Annotated in this window: 13 protein-coding genes, 21 tRNA genes and 2 rRNA genes; 29 read left to right on the top strand and 7 right to left on the bottom strand. The window is 44.2% G+C overall.

The genetic code is table 11. The features are described from left to right. Positions 1–138: 138 nt before the first annotated feature. The 23 genes from NST73_RS14485 to NST73_RS14375 all read left to right on the top strand — a co-directional run bounded on the left by NST73_RS14485 (position 139) and on the right by NST73_RS14375 (position 5,739). A 23S ribosomal RNA gene (locus tag NST73_RS14485) occupies positions 139–3,069 on the top strand. Positions 3,070–3,130: 61 nt separating this feature from the next. Then, a 5S ribosomal RNA gene (gene rrf, locus NST73_RS14480) occupies positions 3,131–3,246 on the top strand. Between the two features lie 558 nt (positions 3,247–3,804). Continuing rightward, a tRNA-Val gene (locus NST73_RS14475) sits at positions 3,805–3,880 on the top strand. A gap of 33 nt (positions 3,881–3,913) precedes the next feature. Next, positions 3,914–3,989 (top strand) — tRNA-Thr (locus NST73_RS14470). A gap of 37 nt (positions 3,990–4,026) precedes the next feature. Then, positions 4,027–4,102, top strand: a tRNA-Lys gene (locus tag NST73_RS14465). Between the two features lie 7 nt (positions 4,103–4,109). After that, a tRNA-Leu gene (locus NST73_RS14460) sits at positions 4,110–4,192 on the top strand. A gap of 30 nt (positions 4,193–4,222) precedes the next feature. Beyond that, positions 4,223–4,294 (top strand) — tRNA-Gly (locus tag NST73_RS14455). Positions 4,295–4,306: 12 nt separating this feature from the next. Then, positions 4,307–4,392 (top strand) — tRNA-Leu (locus NST73_RS14450). A gap of 11 nt (positions 4,393–4,403) precedes the next feature. Beyond that, positions 4,404–4,480: transfer RNA gene (locus tag NST73_RS14445), tRNA-Arg, on the top strand. A gap of 7 nt (positions 4,481–4,487) precedes the next feature. Then, positions 4,488–4,564: transfer RNA gene (locus NST73_RS14440), tRNA-Pro, on the top strand. An 8-nt stretch (positions 4,565–4,572) separates the two neighbouring features. Next, positions 4,573–4,645: transfer RNA gene (locus NST73_RS14435), tRNA-Ala, on the top strand. Between the two features lie 26 nt (positions 4,646–4,671). Further along, positions 4,672–4,745: transfer RNA gene (locus NST73_RS14430), tRNA-Met, on the top strand. Between the two features lie 4 nt (positions 4,746–4,749). Next, positions 4,750–4,826, top strand: a tRNA-Ile gene (locus tag NST73_RS14425). A 7-nt stretch (positions 4,827–4,833) separates the two neighbouring features. Beyond that, a tRNA-Ser gene (locus NST73_RS14420) sits at positions 4,834–4,926 on the top strand. A 22-nt stretch (positions 4,927–4,948) separates the two neighbouring features. Continuing rightward, positions 4,949–5,025 (top strand) — tRNA-Met (locus NST73_RS14415). A gap of 15 nt (positions 5,026–5,040) precedes the next feature. Continuing rightward, positions 5,041–5,117 (top strand) — tRNA-Asp (locus NST73_RS14410). 17 nt (positions 5,118–5,134) lie between these two features. After that, positions 5,135–5,207: transfer RNA gene (locus NST73_RS14405), tRNA-Phe, on the top strand. A gap of 24 nt (positions 5,208–5,231) precedes the next feature. Next, positions 5,232–5,307, top strand: a tRNA-His gene (locus NST73_RS14400). Positions 5,308–5,318: 11 nt separating this feature from the next. Then, positions 5,319–5,392 (top strand) — tRNA-Gly (locus NST73_RS14395). A gap of 16 nt (positions 5,393–5,408) precedes the next feature. Then, positions 5,409–5,485 (top strand) — tRNA-Ile (locus NST73_RS14390). Positions 5,486–5,491: 6 nt separating this feature from the next. Next, a tRNA-Asn gene (locus NST73_RS14385) sits at positions 5,492–5,566 on the top strand. A 3-nt stretch (positions 5,567–5,569) separates the two neighbouring features. Beyond that, positions 5,570–5,660, top strand: a tRNA-Ser gene (locus tag NST73_RS14380). Positions 5,661–5,667: 7 nt separating this feature from the next. Further along, a tRNA-Glu gene (locus tag NST73_RS14375) sits at positions 5,668–5,739 on the top strand. Positions 5,740–5,814: 75 nt separating this feature from the next. Here the strand turns inward: NST73_RS14375 and NST73_RS14370 are convergent. From NST73_RS14370 to NST73_RS14360, 3 genes are all read right to left on the bottom strand, one after another. Then, positions 5,815–6,291 (bottom strand): tryptophan-rich sensory protein, encoded by a 477-nt coding sequence (locus NST73_RS14370; protein WP_041506519.1) that lies wholly within the window; start codon positions 6,289–6,291, stop codon positions 5,815–5,817. 87 nt (positions 6,292–6,378) lie between these two features. Next, the gene (locus NST73_RS14365) at positions 6,379–7,113 is read right to left on the bottom strand and encodes a TraR/DksA C4-type zinc finger protein (RefSeq protein WP_342499167.1); all 735 of its coding nucleotides are present in this window, start codon (positions 7,111–7,113) and stop codon (positions 6,379–6,381) included. A gap of 117 nt (positions 7,114–7,230) precedes the next feature. Further along, positions 7,231–8,169: a 1,4-dihydroxy-2-naphthoate polyprenyltransferase gene (locus NST73_RS14360; protein WP_017358382.1), complete on the bottom strand. Its 939-nt coding sequence runs from the start codon at positions 8,167–8,169 to the stop codon at positions 7,231–7,233. A gap of 383 nt (positions 8,170–8,552) precedes the next feature. Here NST73_RS14360 and NST73_RS14355 point away from each other — a divergent pair, with 383 nt between their 5' ends. From NST73_RS14355 to menC, 6 genes are all read left to right on the top strand, one after another. Beyond that, complete coding sequence (locus NST73_RS14355) at positions 8,553–9,971, top strand: isochorismate synthase (protein ID WP_039168306.1); 1,419 nt, start codon at positions 8,553–8,555, stop codon at positions 9,969–9,971. Next, the gene (menD, locus tag NST73_RS14350) at positions 9,964–11,706 is read left to right on the top strand and encodes a 2-succinyl-5-enolpyruvyl-6-hydroxy-3-cyclohexene-1-carboxylic-acid synthase (protein WP_342499166.1); all 1,743 of its coding nucleotides are present in this window, start codon (positions 9,964–9,966) and stop codon (positions 11,704–11,706) included. The genes NST73_RS14355 and menD overlap by 8 nt, the downstream gene beginning before the upstream one ends. After that, positions 11,691–12,521 carry a 2-succinyl-6-hydroxy-2,4-cyclohexadiene-1-carboxylate synthase gene (gene menH, locus NST73_RS14345; protein ID WP_326242565.1) on the top strand — a complete coding sequence of 277 codons (831 nt, stop codon included), beginning with the start codon at positions 11,691–11,693 and terminating at the stop codon, positions 12,519–12,521. The genes menD and menH overlap by 16 nt, the downstream gene beginning before the upstream one ends. 14 nt (positions 12,522–12,535) lie before the next feature. Beyond that, positions 12,536–13,354 carry a 1,4-dihydroxy-2-naphthoyl-CoA synthase gene (gene menB / locus NST73_RS14340; RefSeq protein WP_039168312.1) on the top strand — a complete coding sequence of 273 codons (819 nt, stop codon included), beginning with the start codon at positions 12,536–12,538 and terminating at the stop codon, positions 13,352–13,354. A 70-nt stretch (positions 13,355–13,424) separates the two neighbouring features. Then, complete coding sequence (locus tag NST73_RS14335; protein ID WP_342499165.1) at positions 13,425–14,885, top strand: o-succinylbenzoate--CoA ligase; 1,461 nt, start codon at positions 13,425–13,427, stop codon at positions 14,883–14,885. Continuing rightward, positions 14,872–15,996, top strand: a complete 1,125-nt coding sequence (menC, locus tag NST73_RS14330) for an o-succinylbenzoate synthase (RefSeq protein WP_008342917.1) — start codon at positions 14,872–14,874, stop codon at positions 15,994–15,996. Before NST73_RS14335 ends, menC begins: the two co-directional genes overlap by 14 nt. A gap of 105 nt (positions 15,997–16,101) precedes the next feature. On the opposite strand, the gene NST73_RS14325 is transcribed toward menC, so the two are convergent. The 4 genes from NST73_RS14325 to NST73_RS14310 form a co-directional block, all read right to left on the bottom strand. Beyond that, entirely contained in the window at positions 16,102–16,293 is a 192-nt protein-coding gene (locus NST73_RS14325) for a hypothetical protein (protein WP_024720421.1), read from the bottom strand. Between the two features lie 25 nt (positions 16,294–16,318). Next, positions 16,319–16,477 carry a DUF1540 domain-containing protein gene (locus NST73_RS14320; RefSeq protein WP_008360682.1) on the bottom strand — a complete coding sequence of 53 codons (159 nt, stop codon included), beginning with the start codon at positions 16,475–16,477 and terminating at the stop codon, positions 16,319–16,321. Positions 16,478–16,545: 68 nt separating this feature from the next. Then, positions 16,546–17,592 carry a cytochrome d ubiquinol oxidase subunit II gene (locus NST73_RS14315; RefSeq protein WP_206428041.1) on the bottom strand — a complete coding sequence of 349 codons (1,047 nt, stop codon included), beginning with the start codon at positions 17,590–17,592 and terminating at the stop codon, positions 16,546–16,548. Positions 17,593–17,614: 22 nt separating this feature from the next. Next, positions 17,615–18,946, bottom strand: coding sequence for a cytochrome ubiquinol oxidase subunit I (locus tag NST73_RS14310; protein ID WP_017358375.1), 1,332 nt, complete (start codon positions 18,944–18,946; stop codon positions 17,615–17,617). Positions 18,947–19,020: the final 74 nt, after the last annotated feature.

Genomic DNA, 19,020 nt, shown 5'->3' with positions numbered 1-19,020 from the left:
TTGAAGGATCATTCCTTCAAACATGTCTCTAGCGAGACAGGATTGTTCTTTGAAAACTAGATAACAATAAGTAATACATTCACATTGAATGCAATGCAAAGTTCATCACACATAGTGATTCTTTCTAAAGTAAGAAATGGTTAAGTTAGAAAGGGCGCACGGTGGATGCCTTGGCACTAGGAGCCGATGAAGGACGGGACGAACACCGATATGCTTCGGGGAGCTGTAAGCAAGCTTTGATCCGGAGATTTCCGAATGGGGAAACCCACTGCTCGTAATGGAGTAGTATCCATACTTGAATACATAGAGTATGAGAAGGCATACCCGGGGAACTGAAACATCTAAGTACCCGGAGGAAGAGAAAGCAAATGCGATTCCCTGAGTAGCGGCGAGCGAAACGGGAACAGCCCAAACCAAGAGGCTTGCCTCTTGGGGTTGTAGGACACTCTATACGGAGTTACAAAGGAACGATATAAGCGAAGAGGTCTGGAAAGGCCCGCCAAAGAAGGTAACAGCCCTGTAACTGAAATGTTGTTCTCTCCAGAGTGGATCCTGAGTACGGCGGAACACGTGAAATTCCGTCGGAATCCGGGAGGACCATCTCCCAAGGCTAAATACTCCCTAGTGACCGATAGTGAACCAGTACCGTGAGGGAAAGGTGAAAAGCACCCCGGAAGGGGAGTGAAATAGATCCTGAAACCGTGTGCCTACAAGTAGTCAGAGCCCGTTAACGGGTGATGGCGTGCCTTTTGTAGAATGAACCGGCGAGTTACGATCCCGTGCAAGGTTAAGCAGAAGATGCGGAGCCGCAGCGAAAGCGAGTCTGAATAGGGCGCATGAGTACGTGGTCGTAGACCCGAAACCAGGTGATCTACCCATGTCCAGGGTGAAGTTCAGGTAACACTGAATGGAGGCCCGAACCCACGCACGTTGAAAAGTGCGGGGATGAGGTGTGGGTAGGGGTGAAATGCCAATCGAACCTGGAGATAGCTGGTTCTCTCCGAAATAGCTTTAGGGCTAGCCTCAAGGTAAGAGTCTCGGAGGTAGAGCACTGATTGGACTAGGGGCCCCTACCGGGTTACCGAATTCAGTCAAACTCCGAATGCCGATGACTTATCCTTGGGAGTCAGACTGCGAGTGATAAGATCCGTAGTCGAAAGGGAAACAGCCCAGACCGCCAGCTAAGGTCCCAAAGTATACGTTAAGTGGAAAAGGATGTGGAGTTGCTTAGACAACCAGGATGTTGGCTTAGAAGCAGCCACCATTTAAAGAGTGCGTAATAGCTCACTGGTCGAGTGACTCTGCGCCGAAAATGTACCGGGGCTAAACGTATCACCGAAGCTGCGGACTGTTCTTACGAACAGTGGTAGGAGAGCGTTCTAAGTGCAGTGAAGTCAGACCGGAAGGACTGGTGGAGCGCTTAGAAGTGAGAATGCCGGTATGAGTAGCGAAAGACGGGTGAGAATCCCGTCCACCGAATGCCTAAGGTTTCCTGAGGAAGGCTCGTCCGCTCAGGGTTAGTCGGGACCTAAGCCGAGGCCGAAAGGCGTAGGCGATGGACAACAGGTTGATATTCCTGTACCACCTCCTCACCATTTGAGCAATGGGGGGACGCAGGAGGATAGGGTAAGCGCGGTATTGGATATCCGCGTCCAAGCAGTTAGGCTGGGAAATAGGCAAATCCGTTTCCCGTGAAGGCTGAGCTGTGATGGCGAGCGAAATTTAGTAGCGAAGTTCCTGATTCCACACTGCCAAGAAAAGCCTCTAGCGAGGTGAGAGGTGCCCGTACCGCAAACCGACACAGGTAGGCGAGGAGAGAATCCTAAGGTGATCGAGAGAACTCTCGTTAAGGAACTCGGCAAAATGACCCCGTAACTTCGGGAGAAGGGGTGCTTCTTAGGGTGTTAAAGCCCCGAGAAGCCGCAGTGAATAGGCCCAGGCGACTGTTTAGCAAAAACACAGGTCTCTGCGAAGCCGTAAGGCGAAGTATAGGGGCTGACGCCTGCCCGGTGCTGGAAGGTTAAGAGGAGCGCTTAGCGTAAGCGAAGGTGCGAATTGAAGCCCCAGTAAACGGCGGCCGTAACTATAACGGTCCTAAGGTAGCGAAATTCCTTGTCGGGTAAGTTCCGACCCGCACGAAAGGCGCAACGATCTGGGCACTGTCTCAACGAGAGACTCGGTGAAATTATAGTACCTGTGAAGATGCAGGTTACCCGCGACAGGACGGAAAGACCCCGTGGAGCTTTACTGCAGCCTGATATTGAATGTTGGTACAGCTTGTACAGGATAGGTAGGAGCCTTGGAAACCGGAGCGCTAGCTTCGGTGGAGGCATCGGTGGGATACTACCCTGGCTGTATTGACCTTCTAACCCGCTGCCCTTATCGGGCAGGGAGACAGTGTCAGGTGGGCAGTTTGACTGGGGCGGTCGCCTCCTAAAATGTAACGGAGGCGCCCAAAGGTTCCCTCAGAATGGTTGGAAATCATTCGCAGAGTGTAAAGGCACAAGGGAGCTTGACTGCGAGACCTACAAGTCGAGCAGGGACGAAAGTCGGGCTTAGTGATCCGGTGGTTCCGCATGGAAGGGCCATCGCTCAACGGATAAAAGCTACCCCGGGGATAACAGGCTTATCTCCCCCAAGAGTCCACATCGACGGGGAGGTTTGGCACCTCGATGTCGGCTCATCGCATCCTGGGGCTGTAGTCGGTCCCAAGGGTTGGGCTGTTCGCCCATTAAAGCGGTACGCGAGCTGGGTTCAGAACGTCGTGAGACAGTTCGGTCCCTATCCGTCGCGGGCGCAGGAAATTTGAGAGGAGCTGTCCTTAGTACGAGAGGACCGGGATGGACGCACCGCTGGTGTACCAGTTGTTCTGCCAAGGGCATCGCTGGGTAGCTATGTGCGGACGGGATAAGTGCTGAAAGCATCTAAGCATGAAGCCCCCCTCAAGATGAGATTTCCCATTCCGCAAGGAAGTAAGATCCCTGAAAGATGATCAGGTTGATAGGTCTGAGGTGGAAGCGTGGTGACACGTGGAGCTGACAGATACTAATAGATCGAGGACTTAACCTATATTCTAATGTGAAAAATGAACATTGTTATCTAGTTTTGAGAGAACATTCTCTCCATCAGGTTTGGTGGCGATAGCGAAGAGGTCACACCCGTTCCCATACCGAACACGGAAGTTAAGCTCTTCAGCGCCGATGGTAGTTGGGGGTTTCCCCCTGTGAGAGTAGGACGCCGCCAAGCTTTTCAAAGGATCAGTTCCAATCGGAACTGGTCTTTTTTGTGCTGTTTGAAAGAAGATCACCTTGATACAGATGTGGTATAAATCAGGTTGTTTTAATTCACTATAAGCGTGGAGATGCTCTAAATTAACGTGAAAGTCTGTGAAGCATGTTCACTTTTAAGTATGGAGAAAAGTAATAGAGAGAAAGAATAGCAGGTGTATAGATGCCTGATACAAATTCATTCATTTAAATGGAGTTGTATAAGTCTATTTTATTGAAATCAAAACATTCATTGCGTTTAACAGTTGAAATAAAGAAATATCTATATCATTAAAGTATAAAAATTGAAAGGCTGCTGATATTTTTAAAGGATTTACTCGTTTTTAAAGAGAATATAGAGAAGAGAAATACAGCTGTTAATCGTTGAATTAAAGCCGTTTTGACTGGTAACATCAACATCATCTGTTAAAAGAAATACGTCATGAAAAATGAAATAAAATTTTTTTAATATAGCCTTTACAAATGAGTGAAACCTGTATATAATAATCTTTGTCGGATCGAGAGATTCCTACATAGTGGAGGATTAGCTCAGCTGGGAGAGCATCTGCCTTACAAGCAGAGGGTCGGCGGTTCGAGCCCGTCATCCTCCACCATATTTATTCTTACATAATGTTAGGATAGATAAAGCCGGTGTAGCTCAACTGGTAGAGCAACTGACTTGTAATCAGTAGGTTGGGGGTTCAAGTCCTCTTGCCGGCACCACTTTCATATGGTAAGATAGACAAGTCGCTTTAAAAGCGAGCCATTAGCTCAGTTGGTAGAGCATCTGACTTTTAATCAGAGGGTCGAAGGTTCGAGTCCTTCATGGCTCACCATTTTCATGCGGGTGTGGCGGAATTGGCAGACGCGCTAGACTTAGGATCTAGTGTCTTTATGACGTGGGGGTTCAAGTCCCTTCACCCGCATTGCCAAACAACATAAAGAAATCCTGTAATGCGGAAGTAGTTCAGTGGTAGAACACCACCTTGCCAAGGTGGGGGTCGCGGGTTCGAATCCCGTCTTCCGCTTATACCATCCACGCCGGGGTGGTGGAATTGGCAGACACACAGGACTTAAAATCCTGCGGTAGGTGACTACCGTGCCGGTTCAAGTCCGGCCCTCGGCATTATAAAATAAGCGCCCGTAGCTCAATTGGATAGAGCGTTTGACTACGGATCAAAAGGTTAGGGGTTCGACTCCTCTCGGGCGCGCCATTAAGATCGGGAAGTAGCTCAGCTTGGTAGAGCACTTGGTTTGGGACCAAGGGGTCGCAGGTTCGAATCCTGTCTTCCCGACCATCTTTTATGGGGCCTTAGCTCAGCTGGGAGAGCGCCTGCCTTGCACGCAGGAGGTCAGCGGTTCGATCCCGCTAGGCTCCACTTTTCAAAAGATTATTTTATATCATGGCGGTGTAGCTCAGCTGGCTAGAGCGTACGGTTCATACCCGTGAGGTCGGGGGTTCGATCCCCTCCGCCGCTATAAAGGACCTTTAGCTCAGTTGGTTAGAGCAGACGGCTCATAACCGTCCGGTCGTAGGTTCGAGTCCTACAAGGTCCACCATCTATACGGAGGAATACCCAAGTCCGGCTGAAGGGATCGGTCTTGAAAACCGACAGGGGTGTCAAAGCCCGCGGGGGTTCGAATCCCTCTTCCTCCGCCATATTTTTAAAAAATGATATCATCGCGGGGTGGAGCAGTTCGGTAGCTCGTCGGGCTCATAACCCGAAGGTCGCAGGTTCAAATCCTGCCCCCGCAACCAAATTTTTTCTCTAATGGTCCGGTAGTTCAGTTGGTTAGAATGCCTGCCTGTCACGCAGGAGGTCGCGGGTTCGAGTCCCGTCCGGACCGCCATTTTCAAATGAATACATGGCTCGGTAGCTCAGTTGGTAGAGCAACGGACTGAAAATCCGTGTGTCGGCGGTTCGATTCCGTCCCGAGCCACTTTTACAAATAAATATCAGTATGGCGGTTGTGGCGAAGTGGTTAACGCACCAGATTGTGGCTCTGGCACTCGTGGGTTCGATTCCCATCAATCGCCCCATACATATTTTTGCGGGTGTAGTTTAGTGGTAAAACCTCAGCCTTCCAAGCTGATGTCGTGGGTTCGATTCCCATCACCCGCTCCATTTGCATATCGTTCATGGGCCTGTAGCTCAGCTGGTTAGAGCGCACGCCTGATAAGCGTGAGGTCGGTGGTTCGAGTCCACTCAGGCCCACCATGACTTTCCGCAGTAGCTCAGTGGTAGAGCTATCGGCTGTTAACCGATCGGTCGTAGGTTCGAATCCTACCTGCGGAGCCAAATGGAGAAGTACTCAAGTGGCTGAAGAGGCGCCCCTGCTAAGGGTGTAGGTCGCGCAAGCGGCGCGAGGGTTCAAATCCCTCCTTCTCCGCCATTTTTCTGGCCCGTTGGTCAAGCGGTTAAGACACCGCCCTTTCACGGCGGTAACACGGGTTCGAATCCCGTACGGGTCATTTTTTAAAGAGGTCTAATAAAGACCTCTTTTTTATTTTCCACAAAACGAAAAACCGCCATCATAGCGGTCTTTTTTACATATTCATGGAATAGATCGTATAAGACAAGTATGTCGCAAAGAATCCCCATAAAACATAAGGAATCAATAAAATTGGGACAACTTTGCTTAGTTTACGTGAGACGATGACAAGTGCGAGTGCTGTCAGTGCTACAAGCAGGCAGTCGATCGTAGCTGCAAATAAATCTTTTTGTGTAAATTGAAAAAAGCTAAAGGCTTGATTGAATACATAATTTAAAAGAAACAGAATCCAAAATGGTAATGTGATTTTTTGAAAACCATACTTTGCATAAATGATGGCGGCAGATAACGAAATGAGGGCGAATAAGACAGCCCAGACCGCACCGATGACACCACCACTAGGTGTCCATTCAGGTTTATTTAGTGCGTCATACCATTCTCTGTCGATAGGGAACAGGAACCCTGCAATAGAAAATAATGCGTATGTAATAAAGAAGACGATAACCGCCCAAATGATACTTTTTTTAGCCATCCAGAAATCTCCTCCCAATCAATTCACTCTTCAACTTATTTCCCAATTATTACATGATATAAACATCAAGCCCCCAATATGTGGGGACTAATCATTTTTTTTAGTATAAGGTTCTTCTTCATACGGCTTCAAGTCACCAAACACTGTCATGACGCCTTCTTCATCTAATGCTTCTTCATAAGCTTCGTGTGCTTTATTTGGATAGACCTTGCTTGCTTTTCCTTCAATATCAGCAGCTGCAAACCCTTCATAGTCTTCCACATAATCTTCATCTTCTGATTGTGTATACACATCATCGTATGTCAATGGAGGAAATTCCATATCGGATGGGGTATCAGAGTTCCCATAGCGTTCTACGTCTTGGTAGGCATCTTCTCCGTCATATGCAGCACTATCTTCATTTTCAAATTGCCCTGAGGGCGGACTTAATAAGTCCTCTTCAATGGGACGGTTTTGTGAAACGGTCTGTTCTTTTGAATGCTCTGTGCATGTGACGGCGGTGGGAAGGGCTTCTAAGCGTTCTTTAGGAATAGGGGCTTTACACACTTTACACAAACCATAAGAGCCGTCTGCCATTGCTTGGAGTGCTTCATTGATATCGGAAAGATGCTCATGTTCCAAACTGTTTAAGGCAATGTCTTTTCCGCGTTCGAATAGTTCTGTCCCTTGGTCGCCAGGGTGGTTATCATAGGCTGACAGTTCGCCCACTGAATCATAAGGAAATGATACTTTCTGTTCATCGTCATGGCTTTTGGCTTCAATTTCTTGTTTTTCATCGAGAAGTCGCTGCTTCAACTGATGTAATTCGTTTTTAGACAACAAAGCGATCACCCTTTCATATCAAACATATTGTTAGTATGAGCAAATTTTTATGTAAGACTTGTGCCAATTTGAAGCAATTCTTCAATAAAAAACGCCTGCGGCTGCAGGCGTTTCGTGTTATGCGAGATAATATTGTAAGATCAATGCGATCGTTAACAGGAAACCAAAAAACGTATTGGTTTGTGCTGTCGACTTCATGGCATTCATTAATTCAATTGGTTTTTCTTTTTGCTTAAATTCTTTAATGGCTGTATAAGCTTTTGGCACACTGAGTAAGACAAGAAGACTCCAAAGACCCACGATATCCATAAAGATATAAACAAAAATGAGTACATATGAGATCACAAACATGGAAAGTAGGATGTTGACTGCCGCTTTACGTCCAGCTAGGATAGCAAGTGTCTTTCGTCCATTCTCTTTATCACCGTCTAAATCACGGATATTGTTCGACAGTAAGATGGCACCAACTAAAATAGAGATAGGTAATGAAATGAGCACAGCTTTTGATGTCAATGTTCCTGTTTGGATATAGAAACTAATTAAAATGATGCCTAGTCCCATAAAAGCACCTGATACAAGTTCTCCAAATGGTGTATAAGCAATTGGTACAGGGCCACCGGTATAAAAATAGCCTGCTGCCATACAAATTAGTCCTATGAGTGCAATCCACCAGCTAGACATCATGCAAATATAGATCCCAAGTAATAAAGAAAGCGCGAATAAGGCATAAGCGAGGCCTAAAACTGTTTTTGGTTTTACACCGTTTCTCACGATCGCTCCGCCGATACCGACAGATTTCTCATTGTCCAATCCGCGAACATAATCAAAGTACTCATTAAACATGTTCGTTGCAATTTGGATAAACATCGATGCAAATAGCATAGCTAAAAATAGCCCAACATGTATTTGACCACTCGGAAGTGCTAGGACAGTTCCTAAAGTAACGGGAATAAATGCCGCTGTTAATGTATGCGGTCGTAGTAAATTCCACCAAATCCGCCAGTTTTTATCAGGCTTAATTGGTGAAAGCTGATCTGATATCGATTGATGCTGCATAAAATATACTCCTTTAAATAAAAAAATACGTACACGTCCAAATTCCAGTTTAGCAAAGTTCAAAAAGGTGTCAATATATTGATGCGATGAAACAAGAAAAAGATGTTTGCTAATCGTTCCCATCTAGAGAGAAAGCTTGATCTTCGAACAGGTCTTACCATTTTTTAAGGGATGTTCTCATTTCAATATGCGGGAGCGAAAAAATCTTGAAAGCGTGATATAATAAGGATTCGAGGTTTTAAAAGCTGTTTTCTTTACTAAGTTCATCTGTTAAGGTTTATAATAGAAAAGCAGGTCATTCGACATACTCGAATGTTCATGTATTTTTTTACATGATGGTTTTATTTTTATATGTTATTTCATGGATTTTGGAGGAATGTATCATGGTGACAACAGTGCAAAGTACTTTCCGGCAGGAAGCGCTTGCGACATTAGAAGAAGCGAATAACGTCAACCATGCTGTTTTGATAAGCTACTCCAGAAGAGTTGACGATCTGGATCCTCTTGCCTTTTTCCAAAGCGGCGAAGCGGATTTTTTAGGCGAGCGGTTTTTTTGGTCTGATCCAGAAAGCCAAATGATATTTTCTGGACTTGGCAGAGCGGCCGTGATTAAATCATCAGAGCAAGGCAAAGAACGATTCAATATCGTCCATCAAGAATGGGAGCAGCTGAAACAGCATATGTTCCATTTTCATGATGAGAAGGAGTTAAAGCAAGCGGCAGTTGGTCCGCTTTTATTTGGAGGATTTTCATTTGATCCATATGAAGAGAAGGCGCGTCACTGGGAAGCATTTGGCGAGGCTCATTTTTTTGTGCCATCGATGATGCTGACTGTTTCAAAAGAAGGCACGTTTCTAACGATCAATGAATGGAACGAGGTGGACGGGAATGTTCATCAGCTCATTCAAGAATTAGAACAGAAAGCTTCTAATTTTGATGCATTGCCTGTCAGAAATCATGGACAAGCTGAGCTTGTTCATATGGAAGAGTTAGATGTCCAGGAATGGATGAAAGCAATCCATGAAGCGACAGAACACATTCGTGTGAACGAATATGAAAAGGTTGTTTTAGCAAGAGAAGTCTTGCTTCACTATAAAAATCAAATTGAACTCGCTCCACTATTAGCAGAATTACTAAAACATCAAACAACGAGTTATGTATTTGCTATAGAGCAGGGAAGACAAGCATTTGTCGGGGCGACGCCTGAACGTTTAGTGAAAAAAAGCGGTGGTGAAGTCTTTTCATCGTGTTTGGCAGGTTCCATTGTACGTGGTCAAAATGAAGTAGAAGATCAGGCACTAGGTGAGGAACTGCTTCATGATGAGAAAAATTTGATTGAACATCAAATTGTCGTGAATATGATTGAGCAGGCATTTGAAGCAAACTGCCATCATGTGCATAAGCCAAATCAACCAAGTCTTTATAAAACGAAAAACATTCAGCATCTATTTACACCCATTGTGGGAGAAATTAAAAGCAGCTGTTCACTCTTTTCATTAATTGAACAGCTTCATCCAACACCAGCGCTTGGAGGATATCCTAAGGAAAAAGCGGTAGAGGTGATTCGTGAAATCGAACCGTTGAAACGCGGTTGGTATGCGGCGCCAGTGGGATGGATTGATTCTAAGGACAATGGAGAATTTGCTGTCGCCATTCGATCAGGTCTTATTGAGGAAGACCAAGTTCGTTTGTTTGCTGGATGTGGAATTGTAGAGGATTCCCTTGCAAAACAAGAGTATGAAGAAACGCAAGTGAAATTAAGACCAATGCTGTCTGCTCTTGGAGGTCGTCCTATTGAATAATCAAATCATGACAAGATATATTGGCAGATTAATGGATGAATTTGTGCAAAGTGGTGTGAATGAGGCAGTTGTTTGTCCTGGCTCCCGTTCAACACCGCTTGCGATGCTCGCTCTTGCTCATCAAGAAATCAATGTCCATGTGTTAGTGGATGAACGGTCTGCTGCTTTTTATGCACTGGGTCTTGCGAAAGCGAGTCAAACCCCAGTGCTGCTCATTTGTACATCAGGTACGGCAGCTGCTAACTTTTACCCAGCCGTTGTCGAGGCGCATTATTCCCGAGTACCATTGATTGTTTTAACTGCTGATCGGCCGCACGAATTGAGGGAGGTTGGGGCACCTCAAGCGATTGATCAGCAATTCTTATTCGGTAAGTTTGTTAAATGGTTCACAGACTTAGCCTTGCCAGAAGAAAGCCAAACGATGCTGCGGTATGTCCAAACTACTGCTGCTAGGGCAAGTCATGTGTCTATGCAGGAGCCAAAGGGACCAGTTCAGGTGAATGTGCCGCTGAGAGAACCATTGCTACCTGACTTGTCTATTGATCCTTTTGATAGAGAAGAAGGAGTTGCGAACAAAGTTTTAGCAGCAGGTCAAGCTCGTCCGGATGATCGGGTTATGTCAGAATTAGTGTCTATCATGAACAAAGCGGCAAAAGGAATCATTGTTGCTGGTGAACTTCACTCGCCGGAAGAGCAGGCGTCAGTGTTACGTCTTGCAAAAGCTTTGCATCTGCCTATTTTAGCTGACCCGCTTTCTCTTTTGCGAAATGGACATGAAAGTGAAGAATACATCATAGATGCATACGATTCTTTGTTAAAAGATGAGGCATTGCAGCAGCATCTCTTGCCTGAAATGGTCATTCGTTTTGGACCGATGCCTGTGTCTAAGCCTTTATTTAAGTGGCTAGAAAAGCATGCGGAAGTGAAGCAGATTGTCGTCGATGCTGCGGGTGGTTATCGAGATCCTGGTTTAAGCGCATCATACATGATTGAAAGTCATGCAGCCTCTTTTGTAGAAGAAGTCTTGATGAGAGCGGAAAAGCGTCAGGATACATCTTATTTACGACGCTGGCAGAGTGTCAATTCTTCTTTTAGAATGCATGTAAATCAATACAATGATGAGGACCTGACATTTGAGGGAAATGTGTATCGTCAGCTGCAGCACCTTTTGCCAAAAGAGAGTGTGCTTTTTATCGGAAATAGTATGCCTATTCGAGATGTCGATACCTTTTTTGAAACGCAGTTAAAACCGTTTCGGATGATGGCGAATCGCGGAACAAATGGTATTGATGGTGTTGTGTCCACAGCTCTTGGAACATATGCAGCCTTGAAACAACCCATCACTTTAGTCATCGGCGATTTATCTTTTTACCATGATATGAACGGTCTTCTTGCAGCTAAGCTAATGGACATTCCGCTCACGGTTGTATTGTTAAACAATGATGGTGGAGGAATCTTTTCTTTCCTTCCGCAGGCATCCGATGAACCGTATTATGAAAAGCTCTTTGGTACGCCGACTGGGTTGAATTTTGAGTATGCATCAAAGCTATATGGGGGAACCTATTCGAAGCCGACAACGAAAGAAGAGTTAAAAGATGTGTACTTGGCGCATATCCAAGAACCAGGGCTTCATTTAATTGAGATTGAAACTGACCGGCATTCTCGCGTGGGCAAACATCGCCAAATGATGGACGAGATATTGAGGGAAGTGAAAAAAGAATGCCTTCACTCATAATACGAATGCACGATGGAGTGGCGTATGAGGTGATAGACCATAATCCATCTGCTGAAAATGCCACGTTATGTTTACATGGCTTTACAGGGAGTGCAGCTTCTTGGGCTTTTTTGAATACTTATACAGAAAAACATACGAGATTGATTCAGGTCAGCTTGCTTGGACATGGTCGCACAGACTCACCAAAAAGTATAAGAAGATATGCAATGTCCCAACAGCTGGCAGATCTTGCTGAGATTTTAGATCAATTAAAGCTTCACAAAGTGAACATTCTCGGATATTCTATGGGAGGGCGTATTGCTTTATCATTTGCCTCCCGTTATCCAGAACGTGTAAACAAACTGATTCTTGAGAGTACATCTCCAGGGCTGAACTCTTTTAAAGAGCGGATGGAGAGGCTGAATCATGATCATCAGCTAGCTCAAAAGATCAGACATGAAGGATTAGCGCAGTTTGTGGATTTTTGGGAGAACATTCCGCTGTTTGCTTCGCAGAAATCCTTGCCAGCGGACAGGCTAACGCAACTGAGAGAGGGAAGGCTAAAAGCCGATCCTAACGGGCTGGCTCGCAGCTTAGAAGGTATAGGAACCGGTTCACAGCCGTCTATGTGGCAATCATTAAAGCAGATAAAACAGCCTGTTTTACTCATTTGCGGAACACTTGATAAAAAGTTTTGTCACATCGCCAAACGTATGCAGCAGGCGCTTGAATACAGTCAATTCACAGTAGCAGAGCATGCCGGGCATACAGTTCATGTGGAACAACCACATTTTTTTGGTAAAATAGTAAGTGAGTTTATTTTATCGCAAGATTAGAGGAGGAAATATTGATGGCTATTGAATGGCAAACTGAGCGTCAGTATGACGAAATTTTATATGAAACATATAATGGGATTGCAAAAATCACCATTAACCGTCCGCACGTACATAATGCTTTTACACCAAAGACCGTAAGTGAATTAATTGATGCATTCTCACGTGCTCGTGACAATTCAGAAGTTGGTGTCATTGTCCTTGCAGGTGCTGGAGGTAAAGCATTCTGTTCTGGTGGAGACCAAAAAGTACGCGGTCATGGCGGCTATGTAGGAGACGATCAAATTCCGCGTCTAAACGTCCTAGACTTACAGCGTTTAATTCGTGTCATTCCAAAACCAGTTATTGCGATGGTTGCGGGCTATGCGATTGGCGGCGGACATGTGCTTCATGTCGTGTGTGACCTCACGATTGCAGCAGACAATGCGATTTTTGGACAAACAGGACCAAAAGTGGGCAGCTTTGATGCTGGTTATGGGTCTGGCTATCTTGCACGTATTGTGGGTCATAAGAAAGCAAGAGAGATCTGGTACTTATGCCGTCAATACAATGCACAAGAAGCGCTTGATATGGGACTTGTCAACACAGTTGTACCATTAGAGCAGCTGGAAGAAGAAACAGTGAAGTGGTGTGAGGACATGCTAGAAAAGAGCCCGACTGCTTTACGATTCTTGAAAGCTGCATTTAATGCGGACACAGATGGATTAGCTGGTATTCAGCAATTTGCAGGAGATGCGACCCTTCTTTATTACACAACAGATGAAGCAAAAGAAGGACGCGATTCCTTTAAGGAAAAACGGAAGCCAGACTTCGGTCAGTTCCCTCGTTTCCCTTGATTCAATGATATGGATGAAAACAGCTTAGTGCATCAGACTGAGCTGTTTTCTTTTATGAAAAGGAGGTGTCATGATGAAGCAACCCAATTGGCTGCTGCATCGTGCGTATTTAACGCCAGACCGGGTCGCACTCATTTATCAAGACAAAGAGTGGACATTTCGTGATTTAGCGAATGATGTAGACCAACTTGCGAATCGACTGACACGTGTCTCTTTTAAAAAAGGGGATACGGTTGCGATTTTAATGAACAACCATCCTCATATGGTCATGCTTGTTCACGCTTGTTTTTTATTAGGCTTCAAGATTGTGTTATTGAACAATAAGTTAACAAAAGCAGAGAGACGTTTTCAGCTGGAAGATGCGAAAGTCATGGCTTTATTAACAGAGCCTGCATATGCAAATGAGCATCATGGTGATTTACCTGTTTATACAATAGAGACTTTACCTGATGCAGATCATGATATGGAAAAGAAGGTCGTACATGATATTGATTTAAATGAGACGGCGACGATTATGTATACATCTGGAACGACAGGACGCCCTAAAGGGGTGGAGCAAACGTTTGGTAATCATTTTCATAGTGCTGTTTCCTCGGCATTGAATTTAGGGATCAGGGAGGACGACCGCTGGCTCATTGCCTTGCCTTTTTTTCATATAAGCGGTTTATCCGCTATATTTAAATCTGTCATATACGGTATGACTGTCGTGCTTCATCAAAAGTTTGATGTCGATGAAGTCAAGAATGCTATTGAACAGCATCGAGTGACGATGTTGTCAGTTGTTCAAACCATGCTGTCCCGTTTATTAAGTGGACTTGAAGAATGTCCGTCTTCTTTGCGCTGCCTGCTGTTAGGCGGAGGCCCTGCGCCTTATGCGATGCTTCAAGAGAGTAAGGAGAAAGGATTTCCTGTGTTTCAATCGTACGGTATGACGGAGACCTGCTCGCAAATTGTGACACTTGCGCCAGAATTTAGTGTGGAAAAGCTTGGATCAGCGGGAAAACCCCTTTTTGGGTGTGAATTAAAGATTCAAGATGAGGACCGTCCGTGTCGTCCTTTTGAGCATGGTGAAATCATGGTAAAAGGTGCAAATGTCATGAAAGGCTACCTTTATCGTCAAGAGGCAACAGCTGCTGCATTTGATCAGGGCTGGCTGAAAACGGGTGATATTGGCTATGTAGATGAGGACGGATTCTTATTTGTGCTTGATCGGCGGTCAGACTTAATTATTTCTGGCGGAGAAAATGTTTATCCAGCAGAAATTGAAGCAGTTCTTTTAACACATCCAAATGTAAAGGAAGCCGGAGTGACGGGTATATATGATAAAAAATGGGGAGAGGTACCTGCTGCCTTCCTTGTGACAGATGAGCAGATTCCGGAGAATGAGCTCTATGCTTTGTGTCAGTCGCAATTAGCCAAGTATAAATGGCCCGCCGCTTTTCACTTTGTGGATGAGCTGCCAAGGAATGCGTCGAATAAATTGCAGAGGCACAGACTCAAATCAAAGGGGTTTTTAGATGATTCAAATTGAACGTGTGATCTTATATCATGTCACGATGAAACTCAAACAGCCATTTACAACGAGCCTTGGGACCATTTCAGAGCGTGAGTTTATTATTGTCGAGGTCAAAGATCAAACAGGATTAACTGGATGGGGAGAGGTATCTGCCTTCTCTTCTCCGTGGTATACAGAAGAAACCATCGAGACCTGCTATCACATGCTCAGGGCTTTCTTTATCCCGAACGTGCTGACCCGATCTTTTACACATCCTTCGGACATACCAGACAGCTTGTACCATTTTAAAGGCAATAGAATGGCCAAAGCGGGAATTGAGGCAGCTGTGTGGGATATTTATGCAAAGCGAGAAAATAAGTCCTTACGTGACGTCTTAGGCGGTACTAGAGATAGAATTCCATCTGGTGTCGTTGCGGGGTTAGGACCAATAGATGATATGATTCAGCAAATCGAGCAATTTGTTGATCAAGGCTATCAGCGTGTGAAAGTGAAGATTAAGCCGGGACAAGATATTGGACTTCTACAAAAGATAAGGGAGTCTTTCCCTCACCTTCCGTTAATGGCGGATGCAAACTCTGCTTATGAATTAAAAGATATTAGCAAACTGAAGCAGCTCGACGATATTCGTTTATTAATGATTGAACAGCCTTTAGCCGCAGATGACATTGTCGATCATCGGCATTTGCAAAAGCATTTAAAAACACCAATCTGTTTGGATGAAAGTATTTGTTCTTTAGATGATGCGAGAAAAGCTGTAGAACTTGGAAGCTGTCAAATTATTAATGTGAAGCCTTCACGAGTTGGAGGGCTGACTGAAGCTCTTAAGATTCATGCGTTCTGCAAGGAGCAGCAGATTCCGTTATGGTGCGGTGGAATGATTGAAACAGGCATTTCTCGCGCGCAAAACGTGGCACTTGCATCACTTCCGCAATTTACGATTCCTGGGGATATTTCAGCATCGTCGAAATATTGGGAACAGGATATCATTTTTCCTGAAATTAAAGTTGAAAATGGATTTATTGAAGTACCGCGTTCTCCAGGTATGGGTGTAGAAGTTGATTATCAAGCGCTTCGTTCTTTCTCAGATAAAATTGATGTGTTTACAAAACATGATTTTGTGAAATGAAAACGAATGAATCGCCATTTGCACCATCAATAGAACCACTGTATAGTTGAGGAAAGTTTTTCCTTCCTGTCTGAACAAAAAGAAAGAGCGGTCATCCGCTCTTTCTTACTCTTCTACAAGCCCGCTGTCGTAAGCAAGCTGGCCAATATACTGATGCATGTCATTGGGCATGTCGGAAACATGTCCGTATTCATAATCCCAAAGATTTAAAAAGGAGTGAGCTGCTTGATAAAATGCAGCCTCGTCCGCGTCCTGAATTTCTTCAAGAAACGTTTGAGTAAGCCGATCGTTTTTCAAAGCGAAGCGCCTCCTTTAATGAGACTTAAAGGTCTTGAGGTTTAAACGTTTTACAGTCAGTTTCTTCACTTTTCTCAGCCGTATTTCCTGTATGGCTGACGACATAAATTGCATCTGCACCACAACGATTTCCAGCATTCCAGTAGGAACAGTTGTTTACTTCACAAAGGATTTTTTGACTCATACAGATGACCTCCTTTTGAGTATGTCTTTCATCTATAATGTAACCGAAGTAAGGGGCGTTCATTCATGTTAATCTTCCTGACGAATATAACGCTTATCTTTCATAAACAATTTCCAGAAGAAGTAGAACCCAGGGAATAGGATGATAAACCCTACAATATACGTAATAAATAATGCCCTAAATGTGACGGGATCTGTAAACCCAGACATGATGGTAATATCAGGATAGGCCATATAGGGCAAATGCGCATGTCCATACACATAGCTTGCTAAGAAATATTGAATTGTAATGGCGATAACCGCTAAACGTGGTCTCCCTTTCCGATGTTTAAAGCGGCTGTTTGGTAAAAATAGAGCCAAACCTGCAAGCAAAAACATGAGTAGAGAAACAAGCAGGATCGGGATGTTCTGCATCATTTTTGTGAACAGCCAATTGGCCTCACTTCTCAGTGTGAGCATGATAAAGAAAGCCATCATGAGAGAAAGTGGACCTGTAATCAGTGCTCCTTTTCTATAAATGTTATAAGCCTCATCTTCGTTTGCAACATTAGAAAAATCAGCTAAAAGCAAAGATGAGAGGAAAAGGGTACTGAAAATCGCAAAACCTACGAAAGAATAGACATTTGCGCTTGTAAAGACCAATCCTAAATCTAATGAGTAGACATTATTCTCCTGAAAGATGAATCCACCATGTGTAATGGGGAGAACCATGATGAGGATGGACGGAATAATAAAGCCGCTAATTCCTGAAATATATGTCACGGCTTTTCTATATTTTTTAGGCAGTGAATGAGAGAAGACGAGAAATCCGCTTCGCAGTGCAAGAAGCAACAAAATAATGCTGCCAGGTATTAATAGAACAGTGCCTAGCACAAATGTTGCACCTGGAAACAGGCTAAACAAGGCAACGACGATGGCCACAATGAAGACGTTTGTTACTTCCCAAGTTGGAGAAAGATACTTATTTGCGATATTTGCGGCCTTTGTCTGCTCTTTGTTCATGTAAATCATTGACCAAAATCCTGCACCGAAATCCATTGATGCCATCACTGCATAGATAAACACGAATCCCCATAAGATGGTGATTGCAATGAGTGCATCAGTTGTTACATCCATTTGCATCAAGATCGCTCCCTTTTTAAGATTCTGTTAACCGTAAGTCTTCTTCAATTGAATGTTTTCTAAAGTAGTACGTCAGTACAATCACAGTTGCGATGCCTAAAATGAGATAGACAATGGCAAAAAGGATGAAAAGTGTACCGATAGACCCTGATGATGTGACGACTTCAGAGGTTTTGAGCATTCGATAAATCACCCATGGCTGACGGCCTGTACAGGCAAAGATCCACCCAAATTCAATCGCCAAAAGACTAAGAGGTCCGCCAAATAAATAAAGGACAAGCAGCCATTTTGGATAATGATCGCGTTTTAAAATTTTTCGGTAAAACAGTGCTAACACAGCAAAGAAAATGAGCAATGAGCCGATAATGACCATTCCGTTAAATAATGTGTGAATAAATAAAGGCGGCCACTCGTCCCTAGGAAAATCATTTAACCCTTTAACCACAGTATCAAAGCTATTTCCTGCAAGAAAACTAAGTGCCCAAGGGATTTCGATAGCTCCTTTGATTTCTTGCGTATTGGCATCAGTAAAACCGCCAATGGCTAGAGGCGCATGTGATTGCGTTTCAAATAATCCTTCAGCACCCGCTAATTTTTCAGGCTGATATTCATATAGAAGCTGAGCTGATTCGTGACCGTTTAAGGCTGTGAGAAAAGAGAAAAGTCCACCAACAATCAGTCCAAGAAAAAGGGCTTTTCGATGAAAGGTATAGAGCTTTTCGTTTTTTCTTGTTTTCAACATTTTAAATGCAGCGACAGAAGCAATGACAAAAGCGCCTGTTGTAAAAGCAGACAGTACTACGTGAGTAGCAGTTACAACAAAACTAGGATTGAAAAATGCCTTCCAAGGTTCGATATTCGTTATTTCTCCATTGACCATTTGAAAGCCAGCGGGTGTTCCTTCAAAAGCATGTACGTTTGTAATGAGAATCGCTGAAGCTGCTGCACCAATGACAACGAAAATAACGGTAATGATGCGCATGGCTGGTGATAATCGATCTGCTGCGTACACATAAATAGACATAAATAATGCTTCAATAAAGAAAGCATAAATTTCTATTTGAAATGGCAGTGACATGACTTTTCCGATGACCTCCATAAAACCAGGCCATAGAAGGGCAAGCTGCGTACCAGCAATGGTACCGGTTGGAATGGCAACACCTAACAGAACAGCCTGCGCTTTTGTCCATCGTTTGGCCATGATGGCATAATGCGGGTCCTTCGTTTTTTGAAAGATGAGTTCAGCTAACAAAATCATTAGCGGGATGCCTACGCCAAGCGAGGCATAAATAATATGGAAGCCCATTGTTGTGCCGAACAGACTTCTAGCTAAAACGAGATCAGTCAATTTTTTCTCCGCCTTTCTTATCGCATCTCTTTTGATGGTGTTTATTATTCTCCACCATTTTTAGATTATTCTTC

The organism is Bacillus sp. FSL W7-1034, from assembly GCF_038593365.1.
In the GTDB taxonomy this organism is placed as follows: Bacteria; Bacillota; Bacilli; order Bacillales; family Bacillaceae; genus Bacillus; species Bacillus altitudinis.
Note: the sequence above shows the minus strand (reverse complement) of the source record. Positions and strands in the feature narration are given on the sequence as shown.